The organism is Streptomyces sp. NPDC091282, from assembly GCF_044757385.1.
GTDB lineage: Bacteria > Actinomycetota > Actinomycetes > Streptomycetales > Streptomycetaceae > Streptomyces > Streptomyces gramineus.
In genome coordinates this window covers 116,972-133,848 of sequence record NZ_JBIVUX010000012.1, presented here as the reverse complement: position 1 = coordinate 133,848, position 16,877 = coordinate 116,972, and the positions used below count along the sequence as shown (strand labels likewise).

At 71.1% G+C, this 16,877-nt stretch carries 18 protein-coding genes; 12 read left to right on the top strand and 6 right to left on the bottom strand.

The features are described 5' to 3' along the window. The first annotated feature begins 74 nt into the window (after nt 1-74). The 4 genes from ACIQOE_RS38330 (at nt 75) to ACIQOE_RS38315 (ending at nt 4,454) form a co-directional block, all read left to right on the top strand. Nucleotides 75-665, top strand: a complete 591-nt coding sequence (locus ACIQOE_RS38330) for a helix-turn-helix domain-containing protein (RefSeq protein ID WP_401416643.1) — start codon at nt 75-77, stop codon at nt 663-665. Between the two features lie 75 nt (nt 666-740). Further along, nucleotides 741-1,496, top strand: coding sequence for a TetR/AcrR family transcriptional regulator (locus ACIQOE_RS38325; protein ID WP_401416640.1), 756 nt, complete (start codon nt 741-743; stop codon nt 1,494-1,496). A gap of 16 nt (nt 1,497-1,512) precedes the next feature. Further along, the gene (locus tag ACIQOE_RS38320; RefSeq protein ID WP_401416638.1) at nt 1,513-3,966 is read left to right on the top strand and encodes a SpoIIE family protein phosphatase; all 2,454 of its coding nucleotides are present in this window, start codon (nt 1,513-1,515) and stop codon (nt 3,964-3,966) included. A gap of 140 nt (nt 3,967-4,106) precedes the next feature. Then, entirely contained in the window at nt 4,107-4,454 is a 348-nt protein-coding gene (locus tag ACIQOE_RS38315) for a hypothetical protein (RefSeq protein WP_401416636.1), read from the top strand. A 555-nt stretch (nt 4,455-5,009) separates the two neighbouring features. Here the strand turns inward: ACIQOE_RS38315 and ACIQOE_RS38310 are convergent. Then, nucleotides 5,010-5,756, bottom strand: coding sequence for an SDR family NAD(P)-dependent oxidoreductase (locus ACIQOE_RS38310; protein ID WP_401416633.1), 747 nt, complete (start codon nt 5,754-5,756; stop codon nt 5,010-5,012). Nucleotides 5,757-5,950: 194 nt separating this feature from the next. Between ACIQOE_RS38310 and ACIQOE_RS38305 the strand changes: the two genes are divergently transcribed. Next, a complete protein-coding gene (locus ACIQOE_RS38305) occupies nt 5,951-6,568 on the top strand; it encodes a TetR/AcrR family transcriptional regulator (RefSeq protein ID WP_401416630.1) in 618 nt (205 codons plus the stop codon). A gap of 87 nt (nt 6,569-6,655) precedes the next feature. After that, nucleotides 6,656-7,258 (top strand): hypothetical protein, encoded by a 603-nt coding sequence (locus ACIQOE_RS38300; protein ID WP_365575630.1) that lies wholly within the window; start codon nt 6,656-6,658, stop codon nt 7,256-7,258. Between the two features lie 41 nt (nt 7,259-7,299). Here ACIQOE_RS38300 and ACIQOE_RS38295 read toward each other — a convergent pair whose 3' ends face one another. Next, complete coding sequence (locus ACIQOE_RS38295) at nt 7,300-7,944, bottom strand: TetR family transcriptional regulator (RefSeq protein WP_401416627.1); 645 nt, start codon at nt 7,942-7,944, stop codon at nt 7,300-7,302. Between the two features lie 117 nt (nt 7,945-8,061). Between ACIQOE_RS38295 and ACIQOE_RS38290 the strand changes: the two genes are divergently transcribed. Beyond that, nucleotides 8,062-9,048: a zinc-binding alcohol dehydrogenase family protein gene (locus tag ACIQOE_RS38290; RefSeq protein WP_401416625.1), complete on the top strand. Its 987-nt coding sequence runs from the start codon at nt 8,062-8,064 to the stop codon at nt 9,046-9,048. A 99-nt stretch (nt 9,049-9,147) separates the two neighbouring features. On the opposite strand, the gene ACIQOE_RS38285 is transcribed toward ACIQOE_RS38290, so the two are convergent. The 3 genes from ACIQOE_RS38285 to ACIQOE_RS38275 form a co-directional block, all read right to left on the bottom strand. Further along, nucleotides 9,148-9,675 carry a molybdenum cofactor biosysynthesis protein gene (locus ACIQOE_RS38285; RefSeq protein WP_401416623.1) on the bottom strand — a complete coding sequence of 176 codons (528 nt, stop codon included), beginning with the start codon at nt 9,673-9,675 and terminating at the stop codon, nt 9,148-9,150. 142 nt (nt 9,676-9,817) lie between these two features. Continuing rightward, nucleotides 9,818-9,988 carry a hypothetical protein gene (locus ACIQOE_RS38280; RefSeq protein ID WP_365563983.1) on the bottom strand — a complete coding sequence of 57 codons (171 nt, stop codon included), beginning with the start codon at nt 9,986-9,988 and terminating at the stop codon, nt 9,818-9,820. Between the two features lie 177 nt (nt 9,989-10,165). Beyond that, nucleotides 10,166-10,570 (bottom strand): Rid family hydrolase, encoded by a 405-nt coding sequence (locus ACIQOE_RS38275; RefSeq protein WP_351324865.1) that lies wholly within the window; start codon nt 10,568-10,570, stop codon nt 10,166-10,168. A 174-nt stretch (nt 10,571-10,744) separates the two neighbouring features. Here ACIQOE_RS38275 and ACIQOE_RS38270 point away from each other — a divergent pair, with 174 nt between their 5' ends. The 3 genes from ACIQOE_RS38270 (at nt 10,745) to ACIQOE_RS38260 (ending at nt 14,148) form a co-directional block, all read left to right on the top strand. After that, entirely contained in the window at nt 10,745-11,404 is a 660-nt protein-coding gene (locus ACIQOE_RS38270; protein ID WP_351324863.1) for a TetR family transcriptional regulator C-terminal domain-containing protein, read from the top strand. A gap of 404 nt (nt 11,405-11,808) precedes the next feature. Further along, the gene (locus tag ACIQOE_RS38265) at nt 11,809-12,840 is read left to right on the top strand and encodes a DUF4331 family protein (RefSeq protein ID WP_401416619.1); all 1,032 of its coding nucleotides are present in this window, start codon (nt 11,809-11,811) and stop codon (nt 12,838-12,840) included. 78 nt (nt 12,841-12,918) lie between these two features. Further along, nucleotides 12,919-14,148, top strand: a complete 1,230-nt coding sequence (locus tag ACIQOE_RS38260) for a cation:proton antiporter (protein WP_401416617.1) — start codon at nt 12,919-12,921, stop codon at nt 14,146-14,148. Nucleotides 14,149-14,179: 31 nt separating this feature from the next. On the opposite strand, the gene ACIQOE_RS38255 is transcribed toward ACIQOE_RS38260, so the two are convergent. Next, nucleotides 14,180-15,073 carry a LysR family transcriptional regulator gene (locus ACIQOE_RS38255; protein WP_401416614.1) on the bottom strand — a complete coding sequence of 298 codons (894 nt, stop codon included), beginning with the start codon at nt 15,071-15,073 and terminating at the stop codon, nt 14,180-14,182. Nucleotides 15,074-15,155: 82 nt separating this feature from the next. Between ACIQOE_RS38255 and ACIQOE_RS38250 the strand changes: the two genes are divergently transcribed. After that, nucleotides 15,156-16,133, top strand: a complete 978-nt coding sequence (locus ACIQOE_RS38250; RefSeq protein ID WP_401416611.1) for an EamA family transporter — start codon at nt 15,156-15,158, stop codon at nt 16,131-16,133. A gap of 17 nt (nt 16,134-16,150) precedes the next feature. Further along, a complete protein-coding gene (locus ACIQOE_RS38245) occupies nt 16,151-16,783 on the top strand; it encodes an NAD(P)-dependent oxidoreductase (protein WP_401416708.1) in 633 nt (210 codons plus the stop codon). Nucleotides 16,784-16,877 lie beyond the last annotated feature (94 nt).

The following is a 16,877-nucleotide window of genomic DNA, read 5'->3' as shown; positions in this document are numbered from 1 at the left end:
CGCCCGGCCCAGCAATTTTGCGGACACCGCAAAAACGGGTCCCCGCACACCGGGCCCGTGGCACAACTGGATCCATGAGCACGGGAACCACGGACGCGGACCTGGAGCGGATCCTCGAAGGCATCGGACCCCGCCTGCGCAGGCTGCGCCGGGACCGGGGACTGACCCTGGAGGCGCTGTCGGCGAGGACCGGGATCTCCGTCAGCACCCTGTCCCGCCTGGAGGCGGGCAAGCGGAGCCCGTCCCTCGACCTGCTGATCCCGCTGGCCCGCGCGCACCACGTCGCACTCGACCAGTTGGTGGCGGCACCGGCCAGCGGCGACCCGAGGGTGCACCTTCAGCCCCTGCACCTGAACCGGGGGAGCGTCCTCGTGCCGCTGACCCAGTACCCGGGCCGCGTGCAGGTCTTCAAGCAGGTCCTGGCACCCCGCCGACCGGAACTGGTCATGCACGAGGGCTACGAATGGCTGTACGTCCTCGCCGGCCGGCTGCTCCTCGTCCTCGGCGAGCGGAACTTCACGCTACTGCCCGGTGAGGTGGCCGAGTTCGACACCACCGAACCCCACTGGTTCGGCCCCGCGGACACGAACTCCGTGGAGATCCTGCACCTTTACGGCCCCCGAGGAGACCAGGCAGTCGTCCGCGCCGGCCCCACCGCCCCCTGAGCGCACTCCCGGTGAGCCCGGGGTAATTATTACCAATGTTACGTAAAATAATCGCAACGGTGATAAATTGGACCGATGCAAGAACGGGCCGTACGTACCCAGGAACGGGTTCTGCGCGCCGCCGCGGAGCTGCTGAGCTCGCAAGGTCGTGCGGGTATCTCCACGCGTGCCGTGAGCGCGGCCGCCGGTGTGCAGCCTCCGACCCTGTACCGCCTGTTCGGCGACAAGGACGGGCTCCTCGACGCCCTCGCGGCCTACGGTTTCGAGCAGTACCTGCGGGAGAAACAGGCGCTCGAGCGGACCGACGACCCCGTCGCCGACCTGCGCCGTTCCTGGGACCTGCACGTCGGGTTCGGCCTGTCGCGCCCCGGCTTCTACGTGCTGATGTACGGCGAGGGCCGCTATCGCGGCGGCATGCCGGGCGGGCTCGAGACCATCGCCATCCTGCGGCAGACGCTTGCCCGGGTCGCCGAGGCCGGCCGCCTGCGCATGAGCGTGGAGCGGGCCACTCAGCTCGTCCACGCCATGGGCCTGGGCGTCGTACTGTCGCTGATCGCCACACCGCCCGCCGAGCGGGACGAGACCCTGTCGGCCACGGCCCGTGAACAGGCCCTGCGCATGATCACCACCACGGGCAGCGTGGCGGAGCGGAGCAGGATCGACGGCCCGTGCGCGGACGTGGCGTGCCGGGCCGCGGCCCTGCGCGAGGCGCTGTCCCGGGACGGCACCACCCCGCTCACACCGTCCGAGGGCGCGCTCCTTGCGGACTGGCTCGACCGCCTCGCCGACGCGAACTCCGACGCGAAGTCCGCCGCGCGGTCGGCATCCTGAAGGAGGGACGGCGCCGATGGCCGGAGCCAGGAACACGATGCCGGAGGCCGGAAGGGAAGCCGGGCAGTCGGCGGGCCCCGCCATGGCGGAGGTGGACGCGCACGGAGTGGTCCTCGCGTGGAGCCCGGAGGCGGAGCGGCTCAGCGGCGTCGCCGCCGCCGACGCGATCGGGCTCTTCGCCGGACGGCTCCTCGCGGACCCGGAGGCGGTCCTCGGAGCGCCCGCCTTCACCGACCGGAGCCGCCGGGGAGACGGCTGGTCCGGGATCGTCGGCCTGCGCCGCGGCGACGGACCGCCGCGGGACGTGTACCTGCGGACCCACCCCCTCACCGGACGCGACGGCGGAGTGCGCTGGCTGGTCACCGCGACCGAGATGACGGCCGTACCCTCGTGGCCGATGAACGGCGCCGGTGTGCGGGCACTGCTCACCGGGGCACCGATCGGCATCGCCGTGCGCGACACCGACCTGCGGTGCACCTGGGTCAACGACGCACTGGCGCTCCAGGACGGCATACCGCGCGAGAAGAGGCTCGGCCGCCGGCTGACGGAGGTGCTGCCGGGACCCGAGGCCGAGTCGGTCGAGGCGGTGATGCGCATGGTCCTGCGGAGCGGGAAGCCGCAGGTCGACCACGAGTACCGGGCGTGGATGCCGACGCGACCCCAGCAGGAACACGCGTTCTCCACCTCGTTCTTCCGCCTCGACGACGCCGACGGGCGCACGCTGGGAGTGTGCGTCATGAGCGTCGACGTGACCGACCGGCAGCGGGCCCGCGAACGCCTGGCCGTGCTCAGCGAGGCCAGCACCCGGATCGGCACCACGCTGGAGGTGATGAGGACCGGGCAGGAACTCGCCGACCTCGCCGTGGCCCGCATCGCCGACTACGTCACCGTGGATCTGGCGGCGTCCGTCGCGGAGGGCGAGGAATCCCTCGCACGGCTCGGCGCGGCGATCGGCCGCGTGCCCGCGTTCCGCCGGGCGGGGGTCGCCTCCGTCCACGACGGCGCACCCGAGTCGCTGTTCTCGCGCGGGGAAACCGTGTCGGTGCCGGCTCCTTCACCCTTCACGGAGGTCCTGGTCTCCGGCGCGTCACATCTCGAACCGGTGCTGAGCACCGCGCGCGGCGCCTGGCTGGAAGAGGACCAGGAACGGTTGGCGAAGGTACGCAGGTACGGCATGCACTCGCTGATGATCGTGCCGATCCACGCGCGCGGCGCGGTGCTGGGCGTCGCGGTCTTCGTGCGCATGGGCGACTCGATGCCCTTCGAGAGCGACGACCTGCGCCTTGCCGAGGAACTCGTCGCGCGCGCCGCCCTGTCCCTGGACAACGCCCGCCGCTACGTACGCGAACGCACCGCCGCCCTCGCCCTCCAGCGCAACCTGCTGCCGGGCAGACTGGTCGGCGGAGCGGCCGTCGAGGTGGCCTCCCACTACGTTCCCGCCGACTCGGAACACGGCGTGGGCGGCGACTGGTTCGACGTCATCCCGCTGTCCGGAGCCCGGGTGGCCCTGGTCGTCGGCGACGTGGTCGGCCACGGCATCAACGCGGCGGCGACCATGGGCCGGCTCCGGGCCGCGGTGCACACCCTCGCCAACCTGGACCTGTGCCCGGACGAACTCCTGTCCCACCTCGACGACACCATCTCCCGCCTCGGCGTGGAGGACAGCGGCGTCCCGGAGCGCGCCGCCGCGGAGTCCGGCGCCACCTGCCTGTACGCCGTCTACGACCCGGCCACCCGCCGCTGCACCATGGCCCGCGCGGGCCACCCGCCGCCCGTGATCATCTCGCCCCAGGGCGGCATGTCCGTCCCCGACCTGCCCGCCGGTCTGCCGCTCGGTGTCGGACCGGCCTCCTTCGAGTCCGTCGAGGTGGACCTGCCCGAGGGCTGCGTGATCGCCTTCTACACCGACGGGCTGGTGGAGACCCGGGACCAGGACATCGACGCCGGGATACGACGGCTCGGAACCGTCCTGGCCCGGCCGGACCGCCCGCTGGACGAACTCTGCACGGCCGCGTTCGACACCCTGCCGTCCGGGGCCCTGGACGACGACGCCACACTGCTCCTGGCGCGGCCCCGTTCGCTCCCGCCGTCGCAGTTCGCCACCTGGGACCTGCCGAGCGATCCCGTCGTGGTCGCGCACGCCCGGGCCCTGACCGCCGCCCAGTTGACCGGCTGGGGACTGGAGGGGATGGTCGCAACCACCGAACTCATCGTCAGCGAACTCGTCACCAACGCCGTACGCCACGGGGCCGGTCCCATCACCCTGCGGCTCATCCGGCACGAGGTGCTGGTGATCGAGGTGACGGACGCCAGCGACTCCGTCCCGCGGCTCCGTCATGCCCGCCCGACGGACGAGGGCGGTCGCGGTCTCTTCCTCGTCGCGCAGCTCGCCAGCCGGCGGGGCACCCGCAACTCGCCCGCGGGCAAAACGGTCTGGGCCGAGCAGGAGATCAACCCGTCCCCGTCCTGACGGCCCCGGCACCGCACCGGCCCCGCCGACGACGTCCGGGGCCGTACCCGCCGTACGCGCTGCCGGGGAGGCCCGTCCCGTCAGGACGAGGCCCTTGATCACGTAGCCTCTCCTGGCACGCGCACGACAAGGGGAGGAACATGAGAGGCAGGACGGCCTGGGCCGCGGCAGGCGGGGCAGCGGCCCTGGTGCTGACGACGGCGACCGGAGCGCACGCCGAGGGGCGGGGCGACATCCGGGTCGTGAAGACCGTCGTCAACGGCGGCGGCAACGTCATCGTGGGAACGTCGAAGACGATCCGGTATCCGGTCGACATCAAGAAGGGCGCGGCCCACTACAGCACCGTCAGCACCGCGACCACCGGTGAGGCCGGAAAGCTGAGCACCAAGGTGACCGTCACCTCGGCGGGCAGCTGGCGCTGGTACTTCCCCGGCACCACGACCACCTCGCTGAAGGTGTCGACCGGGGACGTGCTCGACCTGGCATAGCCCGGCCCCGTGCTCCCCGGCTCGCCTGCCGCGGACAGCGAACCGGGGGCCGGGAGCGGGGCCCGAAGCCGGGACGGGCGAGGGCGCTCAGGCGGTGAACATCGTGAGCAGGGTGGCGATCCTGCCGTCCCGGACGGTGACGATGTCGATGCCGCGTGCGGCCGGTTCGCCCGCCGGGCCGAACGCCCAGGCGAGGGCGCCGTCGTGCGGTCCGGCGTAACGGCGGCCGTCCTCCGTGAAGCCGAAGTCCGACGGGGACCTTCTCGAGCAGGGCGCGGGCCTTGTCCTCCAGCGCGTCCCAGCCGGTGCTGACGCCCTCCGGGTCGGTGAACACGACGTCCTCGGTGTAGATCCTTTCGATGGCCGCGCGGCGGGTGCCGGGGTCGCGGTTGCCGAACACGTCGTGCAGGTTGGCGGCGAGCAGCTCGGTCACGGTGTTCATGGTGTCCTCCTCGGAGGGTGGTGCCGGGGCGGACGGCCGCCGATGGTCGCGGCCGTCCGCCCCGGTCGGGTCGGGGGATGGCAGGGGAGCCGGTTGCCTGGCCGGCGGGCCGGTCAGATCTGGCTGGCGCCGCCGTCCACGTAGATCTCGGCGCCGGTCATGTAGCTGCTGGCGTCAGATGCGAGGAACAGTACGGTCTCGGCGATCTCCTCCGGACGCCCGAGCCGGTTCATCGGCACACCGGCGGCGAGGCCCTTGAGCAGCTGCTCGGCGGAGCCGGGGTCGCCGGCGAGACCGCTGAGACCCGGGGTCTCGATCGGACCGGGGGCGATGCTGTTGACGCGGATGCCGCGGGTGACGAGTTCGGCGGCCCAGCTGCGGGTGAGCGAGCGGAGGGCGGCCTTGCTGGCGGCGTAGACGCCGAACGACGCGGCGCCCTTGGTGTCGATGTTGGAACTGGTCAGGATGACCGAGGAGCCCGCCCCGAGGAGCGGCAGCGCCTTCTGCACGGTGAACAGGGTGCCGCCGACGTTGATGTTGAACGTGTCGGCGTAGTGCTCCCAGGTGATGTCGGGCAGGGCCGCGAACTCACCGCCGCCCGCGTTGGCGAACACGATGTCCAGGCCGCCGCGCTCGGCGATCACGCCGAACAGCCGGTCGAGGTCGGCGAGGTCGGCGACGTCGGCGCGGACTCCGGTGGCCCGGTCGCCGATCGAGGCCACCGCGTCGTCCAGGGCCTCCTGACGACGTCCGGTGAGGAACACGTGCGCACCCGCCGCGGCGAGCCGCCGGGCGGCGGCCAGGCCGATGCCCGAGGTGGCTCCGGTGACGAGGGCGGTCCTGCCGTCGAGCTGTCCCATGATCGTTTCTCCTTGTGCGGTGTCGCTTGTCCGTGGATCGGTGGGTGTCCGGTCCGGCCGGGGCGCCCGCCGCGGTGTTCCGCGACGGCCGCTCCATTTCCGTACCGTTCGATACCGAATAACAGCGGGGGTCTCCCCGGTTATTTCCGTACCGGCCGGTTAAGATTTGAGGGACGGCTTGGAACGGGGTGCGCATGGCTGAACGAGGCAGACCTCGGGGCTTCGACGCCGACGCGGCGCTGGACCGCGCGGTGGAGGTCTTCTGGCGCCAGGGATACGAAGGCGCGTCGCTGAGCGACCTCACCGAGGCCATGGGCATCAACCGGACCAGCATGTACGCGGCCTACGGCAACAAGGAGGAGCTGTTCCGCCGCGCCGTGGCCCGCTACGCAGAGGCGGACATGGCCTACGCCCGCGACGCGCTCACCCGGCCCACCGCGTACGCCGTCGTCGAGGCCTTCCTGCGGGCCAACGCGGACGCGCTCACCCGCGCCGACCGCCCGCCCGGATGCCTCTCCGTCCAGGGCGGCCTCGCCGAAGGCGGCGACAACGGCCATATCGCCGGGTTCCTCGCCGAGAGCCGTCTCGCCGGCGAACGCGCGCTGGCCGGCCGGCTGGCCCGCGCCGTCGCGGAGGGCGACCTGCCGGCGGACACCGATCCCGCCGCGCTGGCCCGCTACGTCATGGTCGTCAGCGAGGGCAACGCCGTCCACGCGGCCGCGGGCGCGGAACGCGCGGCACTCCACGCCACCGTGGACCTCGCGCTGCGCGCCGTCCCGGGCCACGATCGTGAGGCTCCCGTACCCGCGTGACACCGCCTGGCCCGTCACGCGTGCCGTGACGAGGCTTCGCGCGCGGGTGCCGACCTCCCTCACCGGAGAGGCCGATACGGTGACCGGATGGATGTCGGTGCGGTACTGATCGCGGTTGCCGGTGTCGGGGGAACGCTCGGGGGCGCGCTGCTCACCCAGCGCGGCACCGACCGAGCCAGACGACGTGAGCTGGAGACGACCCGCGCTTTCGAGGAGGCGGGCCGGCACCGCGAGCTGAGGCGCGGCTGCTACACGGAACTCCACAGGGACGCACGGCAGTTCGCCACGGCGCTCAGCCGTCACCTGTACGTCGTGCGGGACCGCACGCCCGAGGCCGACGACATCCGGGCGCTGGAAGAGACCAAGGACACCTACCGTGACCGCTGGTCCGAGGCGCTGATGATCGCCTCGGACACGGTGGTCCCGCCCGCTCAGGACGTGAACGACGCGCTGACCGCGGTCTACGGGCAGGTCAAGCGCCTCGAACAGGGAAACCCGCGCCCGGGTGAGACCCTGCGCACGGCGGCCGAGGCGCAGCACGCGCTCTGGTCCCTGATCGACACCATGCGACGGTCCATGCGCACCGATCTCGGCGTAACCGCCCGGCTCCCGGACCCGGTCACCGTGAACCGGGGGCAACTCGACGCTGTGCGAGGGGATTTCGACGGGGTGGCGGAGCCGCGGAGCTGATCACGGGACGTCCTGCTCGGGCTGGGGTCGAGGAGAGCGTGCTACGGGTGGCAGAGGCCGACGGCCGTGGCGCGTACGAGCAGGCGGAGTCTGGGTTCGAAGTCGAGCGCGGCATGGCCCCAGTCCGGCACCTGTTCGTAGAGTGCGGCCAGCGTCGGGGTCGGGTGAGACGCCTGCCAGAGCGCGGCCGCGAGGGAGATCGTGGCGGCGAGGAGGTTCTGGAGCCGGTCGGCGCTCATGCTGCTCGCCCGGTCCAGTTCGGCGACGATCCCGTCGGCGGCTGCGAAGGCGTTCGACTTGTAGGCGCGGGCCCGCTCGATGTCGACGTCGCCTTCGAGATGCATGGCCACGTGACTGAGCAGGTCGCAGAACACCGACAGGGGCGAGAGCGTGTCGGCGAGGGCGGCCGCGACCTGTTCCGGGCCAAGTCCGGTCCGGCCGCCGACCGTTGCCGTCACGGCGTCGCGCCACTGCGCCCATCCGTGTTCGGCCAACGCCAGCAGCAGTTCCTCCTTGTTCGCGTAGTAGCGGCGTACTCCGGTCCGGTGCAGGCCCGCCTGCTCCGTCACCGCGGCGATGGTGACGAAACGCACGCCACCGAGGGCGATCGCGACTGATTCGGCCGCGCGCAGCAGATCCTCGGCCCGCTGTGCCTTGTCCTCCGCCGATCTGGCTCTCTCGCGCATACCCCGCACTTTAAGGCATCGCGGGGTGCGCTAAGCGTCCGTGCCGTGTTACGGTCGCCGTAACGCATCATGAGGTGCGTTAAGTCTGGTGTGGGACCAGTGAGAGAGGAACCTCCCGTGCACGCAGTTCAGATCGCCGAGTTCGGAGGACCGGGCGTCCTGTCGGTCGTCGAGTTGCCCGATCCCGTGCCCGGACCGGGCCAGGTCGCCATCGATGTCAGCCATGCCGCGGTGGGGCTGGTCGACGTGTTCATGCGCCAGGGGGTGTTCGGTGACCTGCCCGGTATGCCACGGCCTCCGTTCGTGCCAGGGCTCGAAGTCGCCGGGACGGTACGGGCCTTGGGGGAGGGCGTCACCGGGCTCGGGGTCGGTGAGCCGGTCGTCTCCATGTCCGCCACCGGAGTCGGCGGCTATGCCTCGGTGTACGTCGCGGACGCCGCGCTCGTGGCGTCGACGCGGCGCTTCGGCATCGACCCCGCGGTCGCCGTCGCGGTCGTGCCCAACGCGGCGATGGCTCATGTGGCGCTCACCCGGGTCGCCCACCTGAGCGAGGGCGAGAGTGTCCTGGTCCAGGGTGCTCTGGGCGGATTCTCCGCGGCGTTCCCCGGCATCGCGCGCAGGCTGGGCGCCGGCCGCGTCGTGGGCACGGTCCGCCACGGCAAACTGGACGCGGCCGCCGTGACCAGGCTGCCGTACGACACCATCGTCGACTCCGCCGACCTGCCCGGCGCACTGGGCGACGAGAAGTTCGACGTCGTCATCGACCCGGTCGGCGGTGACCTGCGCACCCGCAGCCTGGCTCTGCTCAGGCCGGGCGGCAGGCTGGTCGTGGCGGGCAACGCCGGGGGCGACTGGACTCATCAGGTCGACACCAACCAGCTCTGGCTCACCGGCGCCACCGTGGCCGGATTCAACGCGGGCGCCTACCTGCCCGCACACCCGCAGGTCGTACGTCCCGCGCTGGAAGCGGCCCTGGAGGCCGTCGCCGGAGGCCTCGGCGACATGGTGATCGACGTGCTCCCGTTCGCCGCGGCCGTCACCGCGCACGAACGGATGGAGCGCCGCGAGGTGGACGGCCGGATCGTCCTGGTGCCGGGCGCGTGACCGTCCTCGGACGCGGAAGCGGCCGGCACCGTCCACGGACCACGTGCCCTACGCCGGGTCACCGGACAGCCGGGCGCACGCACGGGTAGCCGCGCGGAGCTACCGGTCGGCCGGCTTTTCCAGGACGCGGAAAGCCGCCGGCCCGACGCGGAGCACGCCGTCGGACAGGGGCGTGCAGCGGACGCCGCCCCGTCCCCGAAGCGCGCGCTGCGCGCCGGGACCGACCACGGCGTCCATCCACGCGCAGGGCCGCGCCGCGCGGTTCATGGCGAGCACGACGGGTCCGTCACCGCTGTCGAACTCCACGACCCAGCCGATGAACGAGTCGACGTCGATGCCTCGGACCAGTACGTTCCGCCGCGTCTGCCGAAGGTCGACGGCGGGGTCGATCCCTACGGGCAGGTTCTCCTCGGCCATGACCGTCACGGACGCGTCACGGTGTGCGGGCTGCGCGAAATAACGGTCACCGACGATTCCGAGACCCTTGCGCACCTCGAGCCGCGGCACCAGCCCGCCCGCCGGGTCCGCCGTCGGCCCCTCGGACGGCCGCCCCGAGTACCGGTGCACCGGTGACACGAGGAGCTGCACCACCTCCACGACGGGTGGATGCGTGTCGGGCGGGGTCATGCGGGACCGGCTCCGTTCCCTATGGCTCTGAACGAACCCATGGTCCCACGGCGGACTCGACGCGCTGCCGGGCCGGACATGTCGCCACCGGTAGGTGGACTCCGTACCGCGTCCGGCAAGCGCGGATGAGCCACTGCACCGCTCAGAAGGACTCGTCCTCGTCCCCGCGTTCTCCTTCCGCCTGGGACGGCTCGGTCCTCGGGACGTCCGGATGCTGGATCGCCCGCACCTCGGGATCGCCTGACTCGCCCTCCGCCTGCGACGGCGTGTGGGAGTACAGCCATGGCTCGTAGTCCGGATCTTGGCTATCCACGTCGAGCCTCCTTCGGGATCGCCTGCCTCAATGCTCCTCTGCTTCCTCACGGGACGCAGCGCAGACGGAGCCGCGATGTGCGTGGCTGCCGTCGCCGCGGGCGCGCGCTGCCTCTCGTACCCGCGCCGGGTCGCCTCGCCCTCGCTGTGCGCTCGAGAGCGCCGCACCCCGGAAAGGTCACGGCTTCGTGCCGGCCGCGGGGATCACGGCGACGACTTCGACCTCGACCTTGATGCTCGGCCATACGAGTGCGGGGATCACCGCGAGCATGGAGGCGCACTCGTGCCGGACGAAGGCGCCACGGACCGCTACGTAGTCCTTGATGTCGTCGGCATCGGTGAGCCACTGGCGGATGCTGACGATGTCGGCGATGGTCGCGCCTGCTCGGTCCAGGATGGCCTTCACGTTCTCCCATGCCTGCGTGGCCTGGCCCGTGACGTCATCGGCGAGTGAGCCGTCGGGGTGGAGGCCGGGCGTGCCTGACACCAGGATCTGCTCGTACCCCGCGGGAACGCGGACGGCGTCGGCGTAGCGGCCGATCTGGTGGGAGACGCCTACGTTGATGGGCTCGGGTCCGGTCATGTCGGTTCTCCTTCTCGGGCTGCTCATCCCGTTCGGGCCTGCTCTCTCGCTGCCAGAATGGACCGTCGAAGCACGACCAGCCTGGTCTGCGCGCCCGGGCCGACCAGGATCAAGACGGGACCTTGTAGTCCCGATAAATATCCTGCTACCTTGCCCTTGGGTAGCCTGTGTCGTGTGGCGGATCAGGTGACGAACGTGGAAACCGCGCGACTGACAGCACGCGGGGTGGCTACCCGAGCGCGAATCCTGCAGGCGGCGGCCGACCTGATGTACGCCCGGGGTGTGGGTGTGACCACGCTCGACGACGTCAGGGCGGCCAGCGGTACCAGCAAATCGCAGCTCTACCGCTACTTCCCCGACAAGGATGCTCTAGTGCGCGACGTCATCGCGCTGCAGGCAACCCAGCTATTGGAACGCCAGCGGCAGCAGTTGCAGCGACTGAACTCGATCCGCGGCCTGGAGAGGTGGCGGGACGCCATCGTCCAGGGCAATGCCCTGCGCAACGGCGCGTACGGCTGCCCCCTCGGTTCGCTGGCGAGCGAGGTTGCCGACCGGGACGAGGTGGCGCGAGGCGCCCTGGCCGACCATTTCAGGACTTGGGAGTCCCTTCTGGCCGCCGGCCTCGCAAGGATGCGCGCCTCCGGCCTCCTCAGGCCGGAGGCGGATCCGGAGAGGCTGGCCACCGGGTTGATGGCCTCTCTGCAAGGCGGCTACCTGCTGGCCCAGACCGCTCGCGACCCGGCTCCGATGCGGGTTGCCCTGGACATGGCCATCGATCACGTCAGGTCCTATGCGGCGGATCCGGCTGCGGCCCGCGGGGACGGCGGCCGGTAGTCAGTCCCGTCAAGCTGCGGATTGACCTGACGCGCCTCGCGTATGTGGCCCGCACTTCCTGTGGCGGGTGGAGTCGTCTGCCCTCGCTCCCGAACGCATGCAGATCCATTCCGGCGGTCCGGTGATCGGCAGCCTTTCTGTGCGCCCGCGGCCGGCCGTGCGTCTGTGAGGGTGCGAGGTGCCGCGCCAGGGGCGTGCCGACCCGTCGACGTCTTCGTTGATCGTCATAGACGGGACCATATGGTCCATGAAATGCTGCCTGTGGTGCCGCCCGGCCGCAGGCGGCCTCAGTGGCGAAAGAGGCGCGGGCTGTATCGGCACGACCTTCGGCGACCCCGAAATCGAAGTGATCGGTAGCGGCGCCCTCGTCGTGAACGCATGAAATCGCGGAAAGGAAGCACTTCATGTCTCACCATTTCGACACGACGACCGCGCTTGAGGACCCCAGGATCAACGTCTGCGACTTCTACCTCTTTCGAGGGCGCCCGGGGTTCGTCACGATGGCGCTCACGGTCAATCCGAATGCAGGAGTCAAGGCGCCCGAAACCTTCCACGAAGAGGGGCTCTACGCCTTCCGCTTCGACCTCGACGGCGACAGCCGCGAGGAGGTGACCTTCAAGGTCCGGTTCGGCGAAGCCGGTCACGACCCGGGCGGCGCGCACGTTCAGACGTACGAGATCGTGCGGGCGGCCGGAGAGGACGCCGCACAAGGGGCCGGCGGAGAGGTGATCGCCTCAGGGCGGACCGGCCGCGCCGAGACGGGAGCGTCCGGAGTGCGGTCGTTCGCCGGTCTCGCGCCCGAACTCTTCGCTGCCAACCGCGGAGGTCTGCAGAAGTTCCGCGCGGAACTCGCGGAGGGACGGTTCGCCCACGACGCCTTCCTCGACGGCTCGAACTACTTCGGGAACCGCAACGTCACGGCCATCGTGCTGGAGGTTCCCGTGGATCTGGTCTCCGAGGACGGAGCCGCCGTACACGCCTGGGCGACGGCATCGCTGTACGGGCACGCACCCGAGGTCCAGGTGTCGCGGTGGGGACTTCCGTTGATGACACACATCTACATCCTGGACCCGGAGGAGAAGGAGACGTACAACCGCGTTCGCCCCTCGGAGGAGACTCCGCACTTCTCCGAGATCGTCGCCGCAACGGTGCGCAAGATGACCACCCTGGCAGGATCGGTCGAGGACACCGGCGCCTATGCGGAGCGCGTGGCCGCCAAACTGTTCCCGACGACCCTCCCGTACGTTCTGAACTCCCCGGCAGCCTTCGACCTCGTCGGGTTCAACGGACGTGCGCTGACCGACAACGTCATGAACGTCATGCTGACGCTGATGACCAGCGCACCCATCGACAACGGCGTCGCCGTCGGGCGCGATCACATCGTCGACACCTTCCCCTACTTCGGTGCGCCCATCGCCGAGCCGGTCAAGGACTGACCCTTTCCTTCCTTGCCCGCGGCCGGTCTCGGCACTTCAGCGATTTTTCGAAACGTCATGAGACAGGGGTGTGAGCCGGTGAAGGACGTCGAGTTCGTCAATTTGCTGGCCGTCACGGCAGTAGGTCTGCTCGGACCCCTGCTGCTCGGGCTGCGTCCATCGCTTCGGCTTCCGTCCGTCGTGCTCGAGATCGTGCTCGGAATCATCGTCGGTCCGTCACTTCTTGACTGGGTGAAGATCGATGAGCCTGTCGATGTCATCGCGCTGTTGGGACTGGCCTTCCTCCTCTTCCTCGCCGGAATGGAGACCGACGTTCACCGACTGCGTGGCAGGACTCTTCATCTGGCCCTGCTGGCCTACGCCTTCAGTCTCGTGATCGGCTTGGCGGCCGGACTCGGTTTCGGCGCGGCGGAATGGGTGAAGAGCCCCGTCCTGGTCGCCATCATGCTCGCGAGTACGTCGTCCGGTCTCGTCGCCTCCGTGCTCAAGGGGACGGGCGCGATCGACACGGAGCTGGGGCAGACGAGCATGGCCGGGGGCGCCATCGCCGACTTCGGTGCTGTTGTCCTGCTGTCCCTGGCGTTCTCGAGTTCGGGAGGCAGCACGAGCGGACGCGCCGTACTGCTGGCAACGTTCGGCCTGGTCGTCGCCGGGGTCGGCGTCACCGTGTGGTTCGCCATGCGCTCCCGCGACCTGCGCGGTGTCTTCGAGCGGCTCGCCGACACCACCGCCGAGATCCGGATCCGTGCCGCCGTTGTGCTCCTGGTCGGCTTCGTCGCCCTTGCCGAGAAGTTCGGACTGGAATCCATTCTGGGGGCCTTCCTGGCCGGCGCTCTCATCGGATTCCTCGACGCCGACGCGTCGTCACATCCTCACTTCCGGGTCAAACTCGAAGCCATCGGCTACGGATTCCTCATTCCCGTCTTCTTCGTCACCAGCGGTATCCGACTGGATCTCCGAGGACTGTTCGCGAGTCCGTCGGCACTGCTCCGCGTCGTACTGTTCACCGTCGCCCTGCTGGTGTCGCGTGCGCTGCCGGCACTGCTCTACCGGAAGACGTTCCCCCGGCGGCACCTTCTGGCAAACGGCTTGCTGATGGCCACTTCGCTTCCCGTCATCGTCAGCGCCACCCAGATCGGCATGGCGGAGAACCTGATCACACCCGTCAACGGTGCCGCGCTGACCTGCGCGGGAGTCCTATCGGTCATGATCTTTCCCGTCCTCGCGGTCAGACTCCTCCAGGGAGGCGCCATGGACCGCAACGGCGTGCCAGAACACTCGAAGCGGCCGTCGGGCGAGAGCGCCTGAACCCGTCGGCCTGCCGACCACCCTCGTGCGCCTACGGCTTCGCGCGGGGCACGGACGGGAACCCCGGGACGCCGGACAGGAACGCGGTCGCCGCGGGGGTGGGGGAGGAGGCGCTCCAGACCACGTACTCCACGCGGCCCGGCGCGTCCGAGATCTCGATGGCGACGACACCGGCGAGTTGGGGTGCGTAGGCGGAGGGCATCATCGCCACGCCGAGTCCCGACGCGACGAGCGGCACGGTGAAATCGGTCGTGCTCACCTCGAAGGCGACGTCCCGTTCGATCCCGGCCGCGGCGAACGCCTGGTCCGTCTGGACTCGTCCGGCGGTTCCCGCCGGGAAGTCGACGAAGGTCTCGGAGGCCAGGCTCTTGAGCGTCACGACCGGCTCGCCGGCCAGCCGGTGGTCCGGTGCCACCACGACGACCAAGCGGTCGCGGGCGAGTTCGCGGGCGGCCACACCCCGCGGCTCAGCCGTCGTCGGCAGCCCGAGGAACGCCACGTCCAGCGCCCGTTCCCGGACCTGGTCGGCCAGGTCGCCGCTGGCTCCCACCCGCAGACTGATCCGCACCTGAGGATGCCGCCGGCGGAAGTCGCGCAGCGCGGCCGGCACGTCGACGGCGGCGACCGTGGGGATGACCCCGACGGCGAGTCGTCCCCGTACTTCGCCGACGGAGGCGGCGACATCGGCGCTCGCGCGCTCGGCGGCCTCCAGGGACGCACGGGCCGCCGGAAGGAAGGCCTCACCGGCGGGCGTCAGCCGGACCCGTCGGCTGGTGCGGTCGAACAGCCGGGCGCCCAGCTCGCGTTCCAGTCGCGCGATCTGGTGACTGAGGGCGGACTGGACCACCAGGCACCGCTCGGCGGCCCGGGTGAAGCTGCTCGTCTCGGCGACGGCGATCACGTAACGCATCTGCTGGAGTTCCATGGCGATCCATAGTGATACGAGATCGATCGCGTGACAAGGATGTGTTGGACTCATCGATCGCCTCGGGCCGAGACTTCCGTCCATGACGACTCGGACCCCGCGGAACCCACCGGGCGGCACCGCCCGCCCCCGCGCCCGCACCGCGAATGTGCCGCGCACCGTACTGGCGGCGCTGGCGCCGTCGGTGTGGGGCACCACCTACATCGTCACCACCGAACTCCTCCCCGCCGGGCACCCGTTGTTCGCCGGACTGCTGCGGTCCCTGCCCGCGGGCGTGATCGTCCTGGCCCTCACCCGCACGCTGCCGCGCGGCGCCTGGTGGGGCAAGGCCGCCGTGCTCGGCGTGCTCAACATCGGAACGTTCCTGCCTCTGCTGTTCGTGGCCGCGCAACGCCTGCCAGGTGGCGTCGCGGCGACCCTGGGCGCCGTCCAACCGCTGGTCGTCGCAGCCCTTTCCGTGCCGTTGCTGCGAGAACGCCTCGTCGCACGGCGCCTGTTGTGGGGGCTGGCCGGAGCGGCGGGCGTCGGCCTGGTGGTGATCGGCCCGGCCGCGTCGCTCGACGCCGTGGGGATCGCCGCGGGACTCGCCGGCGCGGTGGCGATGGCTCTCGGCGTCACCCTCACCAAGCGCTGGGGCCGGCCCGACGGCGTCGGCCCGACGGCGTTCACCGGCTGGCAGCTCACCGCGGGCGGACTCTTCCTGCTGCCCCTGACCTTCCTCGCCGAAGGAACTCCGCCTCCGGTCGGAACCGGCGCGGCGCTGGGCTATCTGTGGCTGGGGCTGGTGGGCGGCCTCCTCGCCTACTCGCTGTGGTTCCAGGGGATCGCCAGGCTGCCCGTCTCCTCGGTCGCGCCGCTCACGCTGCTCTCCCCGCTGGTCGCCGCGGCCCTGGGCGCCGCCGTGCTCGGCCAGACCCTGGGACCGGTCCAGCTCGCCGGGTTCGCCCTGTCCTCGGCCGCGATCGTCGCCGGCCAACTCCCCGCTCCCGCAGGGGCATCGCGGCACCTGCCGCCGTCCGGCGAAGAGCCCGCACCTGTGAAGGAGAAGACCGTTCGATGAACGACGCGGCGAAGAACATGAGGATCGTCGTGGTCGGGGCCGCCGGAATGGTCGGCTCCCGGGTCGTCGCAGAGGCCGCCGCCCGCGGCCACCGTACGACGGCGGTCTTCCGACGCCACCGGCCCGGCACACTGCCCGACGGGGTGACCGCCGTCCACGGTGATGCCGACGACCCCGAGGAGATGGCGGCGCTCTTCGACGGCGCCACCGCGGTCGTGGCCGCGACCCGGCCCGCCCCGGGCCGGGAGCACGGCGCCGTGGCCACGACCACCACGCTCCTGGACGCGGCCGCGTCCACCGGGACCCGCATCCTGGTCGTCGGCGGCGCCGCCCCGCTGGAACTGCCCGGCCGGCCGGGCAGCCGCACGCTGGACAGCCCGCGGTACGTACCGCCCGCCTACCGTGCCGTCGCCGCGGCCAGCGCCGCCCAACTGGAAGCATGCCGGACCCACCCCGCCGACTGGACCTACCTCAGCCCGCCAGCCCTCCTCGAACCCGGCACCCGCACCGGCGGCTACCGGCGCGGCACCACGACGCTCCTCACCACCCCCGACGGCACCTCGCACGTGTCGGCCGAGGACCTGGCGGTCGCGATCCTGGACGAGCTGGAAAACCCGGGCCACGACAGGCACTTCACCGTCGGCTACTAGGGCGTGTTGCGAAAGTCCCGTCTGCCGCGCGACGCCATGCACGCTCCCCCACTGCCTGAAGGGCGTGGGAGGTGCCCCCACTCGCCGCACCGGG

What these genes read in the sequence shown, in the direction of transcription:
- ACIQOE_RS38330 (WP_401416643.1), top strand. Translation starts at nt 75, where the DNA reads ATGAGCACGGGAACCACGGACGCGGACCTGGAGCGGATCCTCGAAGGC.
- ACIQOE_RS38325 (WP_401416640.1), top strand. Translation starts at nt 741, where the DNA reads ATGCAAGAACGGGCCGTACGTACCCAGGAACGGGTTCTGCGCGCCGCC.
- ACIQOE_RS38320 (WP_401416638.1), top strand. Translation starts at nt 1,513, where the DNA reads ATGGCCGGAGCCAGGAACACGATGCCGGAGGCCGGAAGGGAAGCCGGG.
- ACIQOE_RS38315 (WP_401416636.1), top strand. Translation starts at nt 4,107, where the DNA reads ATGAGAGGCAGGACGGCCTGGGCCGCGGCAGGCGGGGCAGCGGCCCTG.
- ACIQOE_RS38310 (WP_401416633.1), bottom strand. Translation starts at nt 5,756, where the DNA reads ATGGGACAGCTCGACGGCAGGACCGCCCTCGTCACCGGAGCCACCTCG.
- ACIQOE_RS38305 (WP_401416630.1), top strand. Translation starts at nt 5,951, where the DNA reads ATGGCTGAACGAGGCAGACCTCGGGGCTTCGACGCCGACGCGGCGCTG.
- ACIQOE_RS38300 (WP_365575630.1), top strand. Translation starts at nt 6,656, where the DNA reads ATGGATGTCGGTGCGGTACTGATCGCGGTTGCCGGTGTCGGGGGAACG.
- ACIQOE_RS38295 (WP_401416627.1), bottom strand. Translation starts at nt 7,944, where the DNA reads ATGCGCGAGAGAGCCAGATCGGCGGAGGACAAGGCACAGCGGGCCGAG.
- ACIQOE_RS38285 (WP_401416623.1), bottom strand. Translation starts at nt 9,675, where the DNA reads ATGACCCCGCCCGACACGCATCCACCCGTCGTGGAGGTGGTGCAGCTC.
- ACIQOE_RS38275 (WP_351324865.1), bottom strand. Translation starts at nt 10,570, where the DNA reads ATGACCGGACCCGAGCCCATCAACGTAGGCGTCTCCCACCAGATCGGC.
- ACIQOE_RS38265 (WP_401416619.1), top strand. Translation starts at nt 11,809, where the DNA reads ATGTCTCACCATTTCGACACGACGACCGCGCTTGAGGACCCCAGGATC.
- ACIQOE_RS38255 (WP_401416614.1), bottom strand. Translation starts at nt 15,073, where the DNA reads ATGGAACTCCAGCAGATGCGTTACGTGATCGCCGTCGCCGAGACGAGC.
- ACIQOE_RS38250 (WP_401416611.1), top strand. Translation starts at nt 15,156, where the DNA reads ATGACGACTCGGACCCCGCGGAACCCACCGGGCGGCACCGCCCGCCCC.
- ACIQOE_RS38245 (WP_401416708.1), top strand. Translation starts at nt 16,151, where the DNA reads ATGAGGATCGTCGTGGTCGGGGCCGCCGGAATGGTCGGCTCCCGGGTC.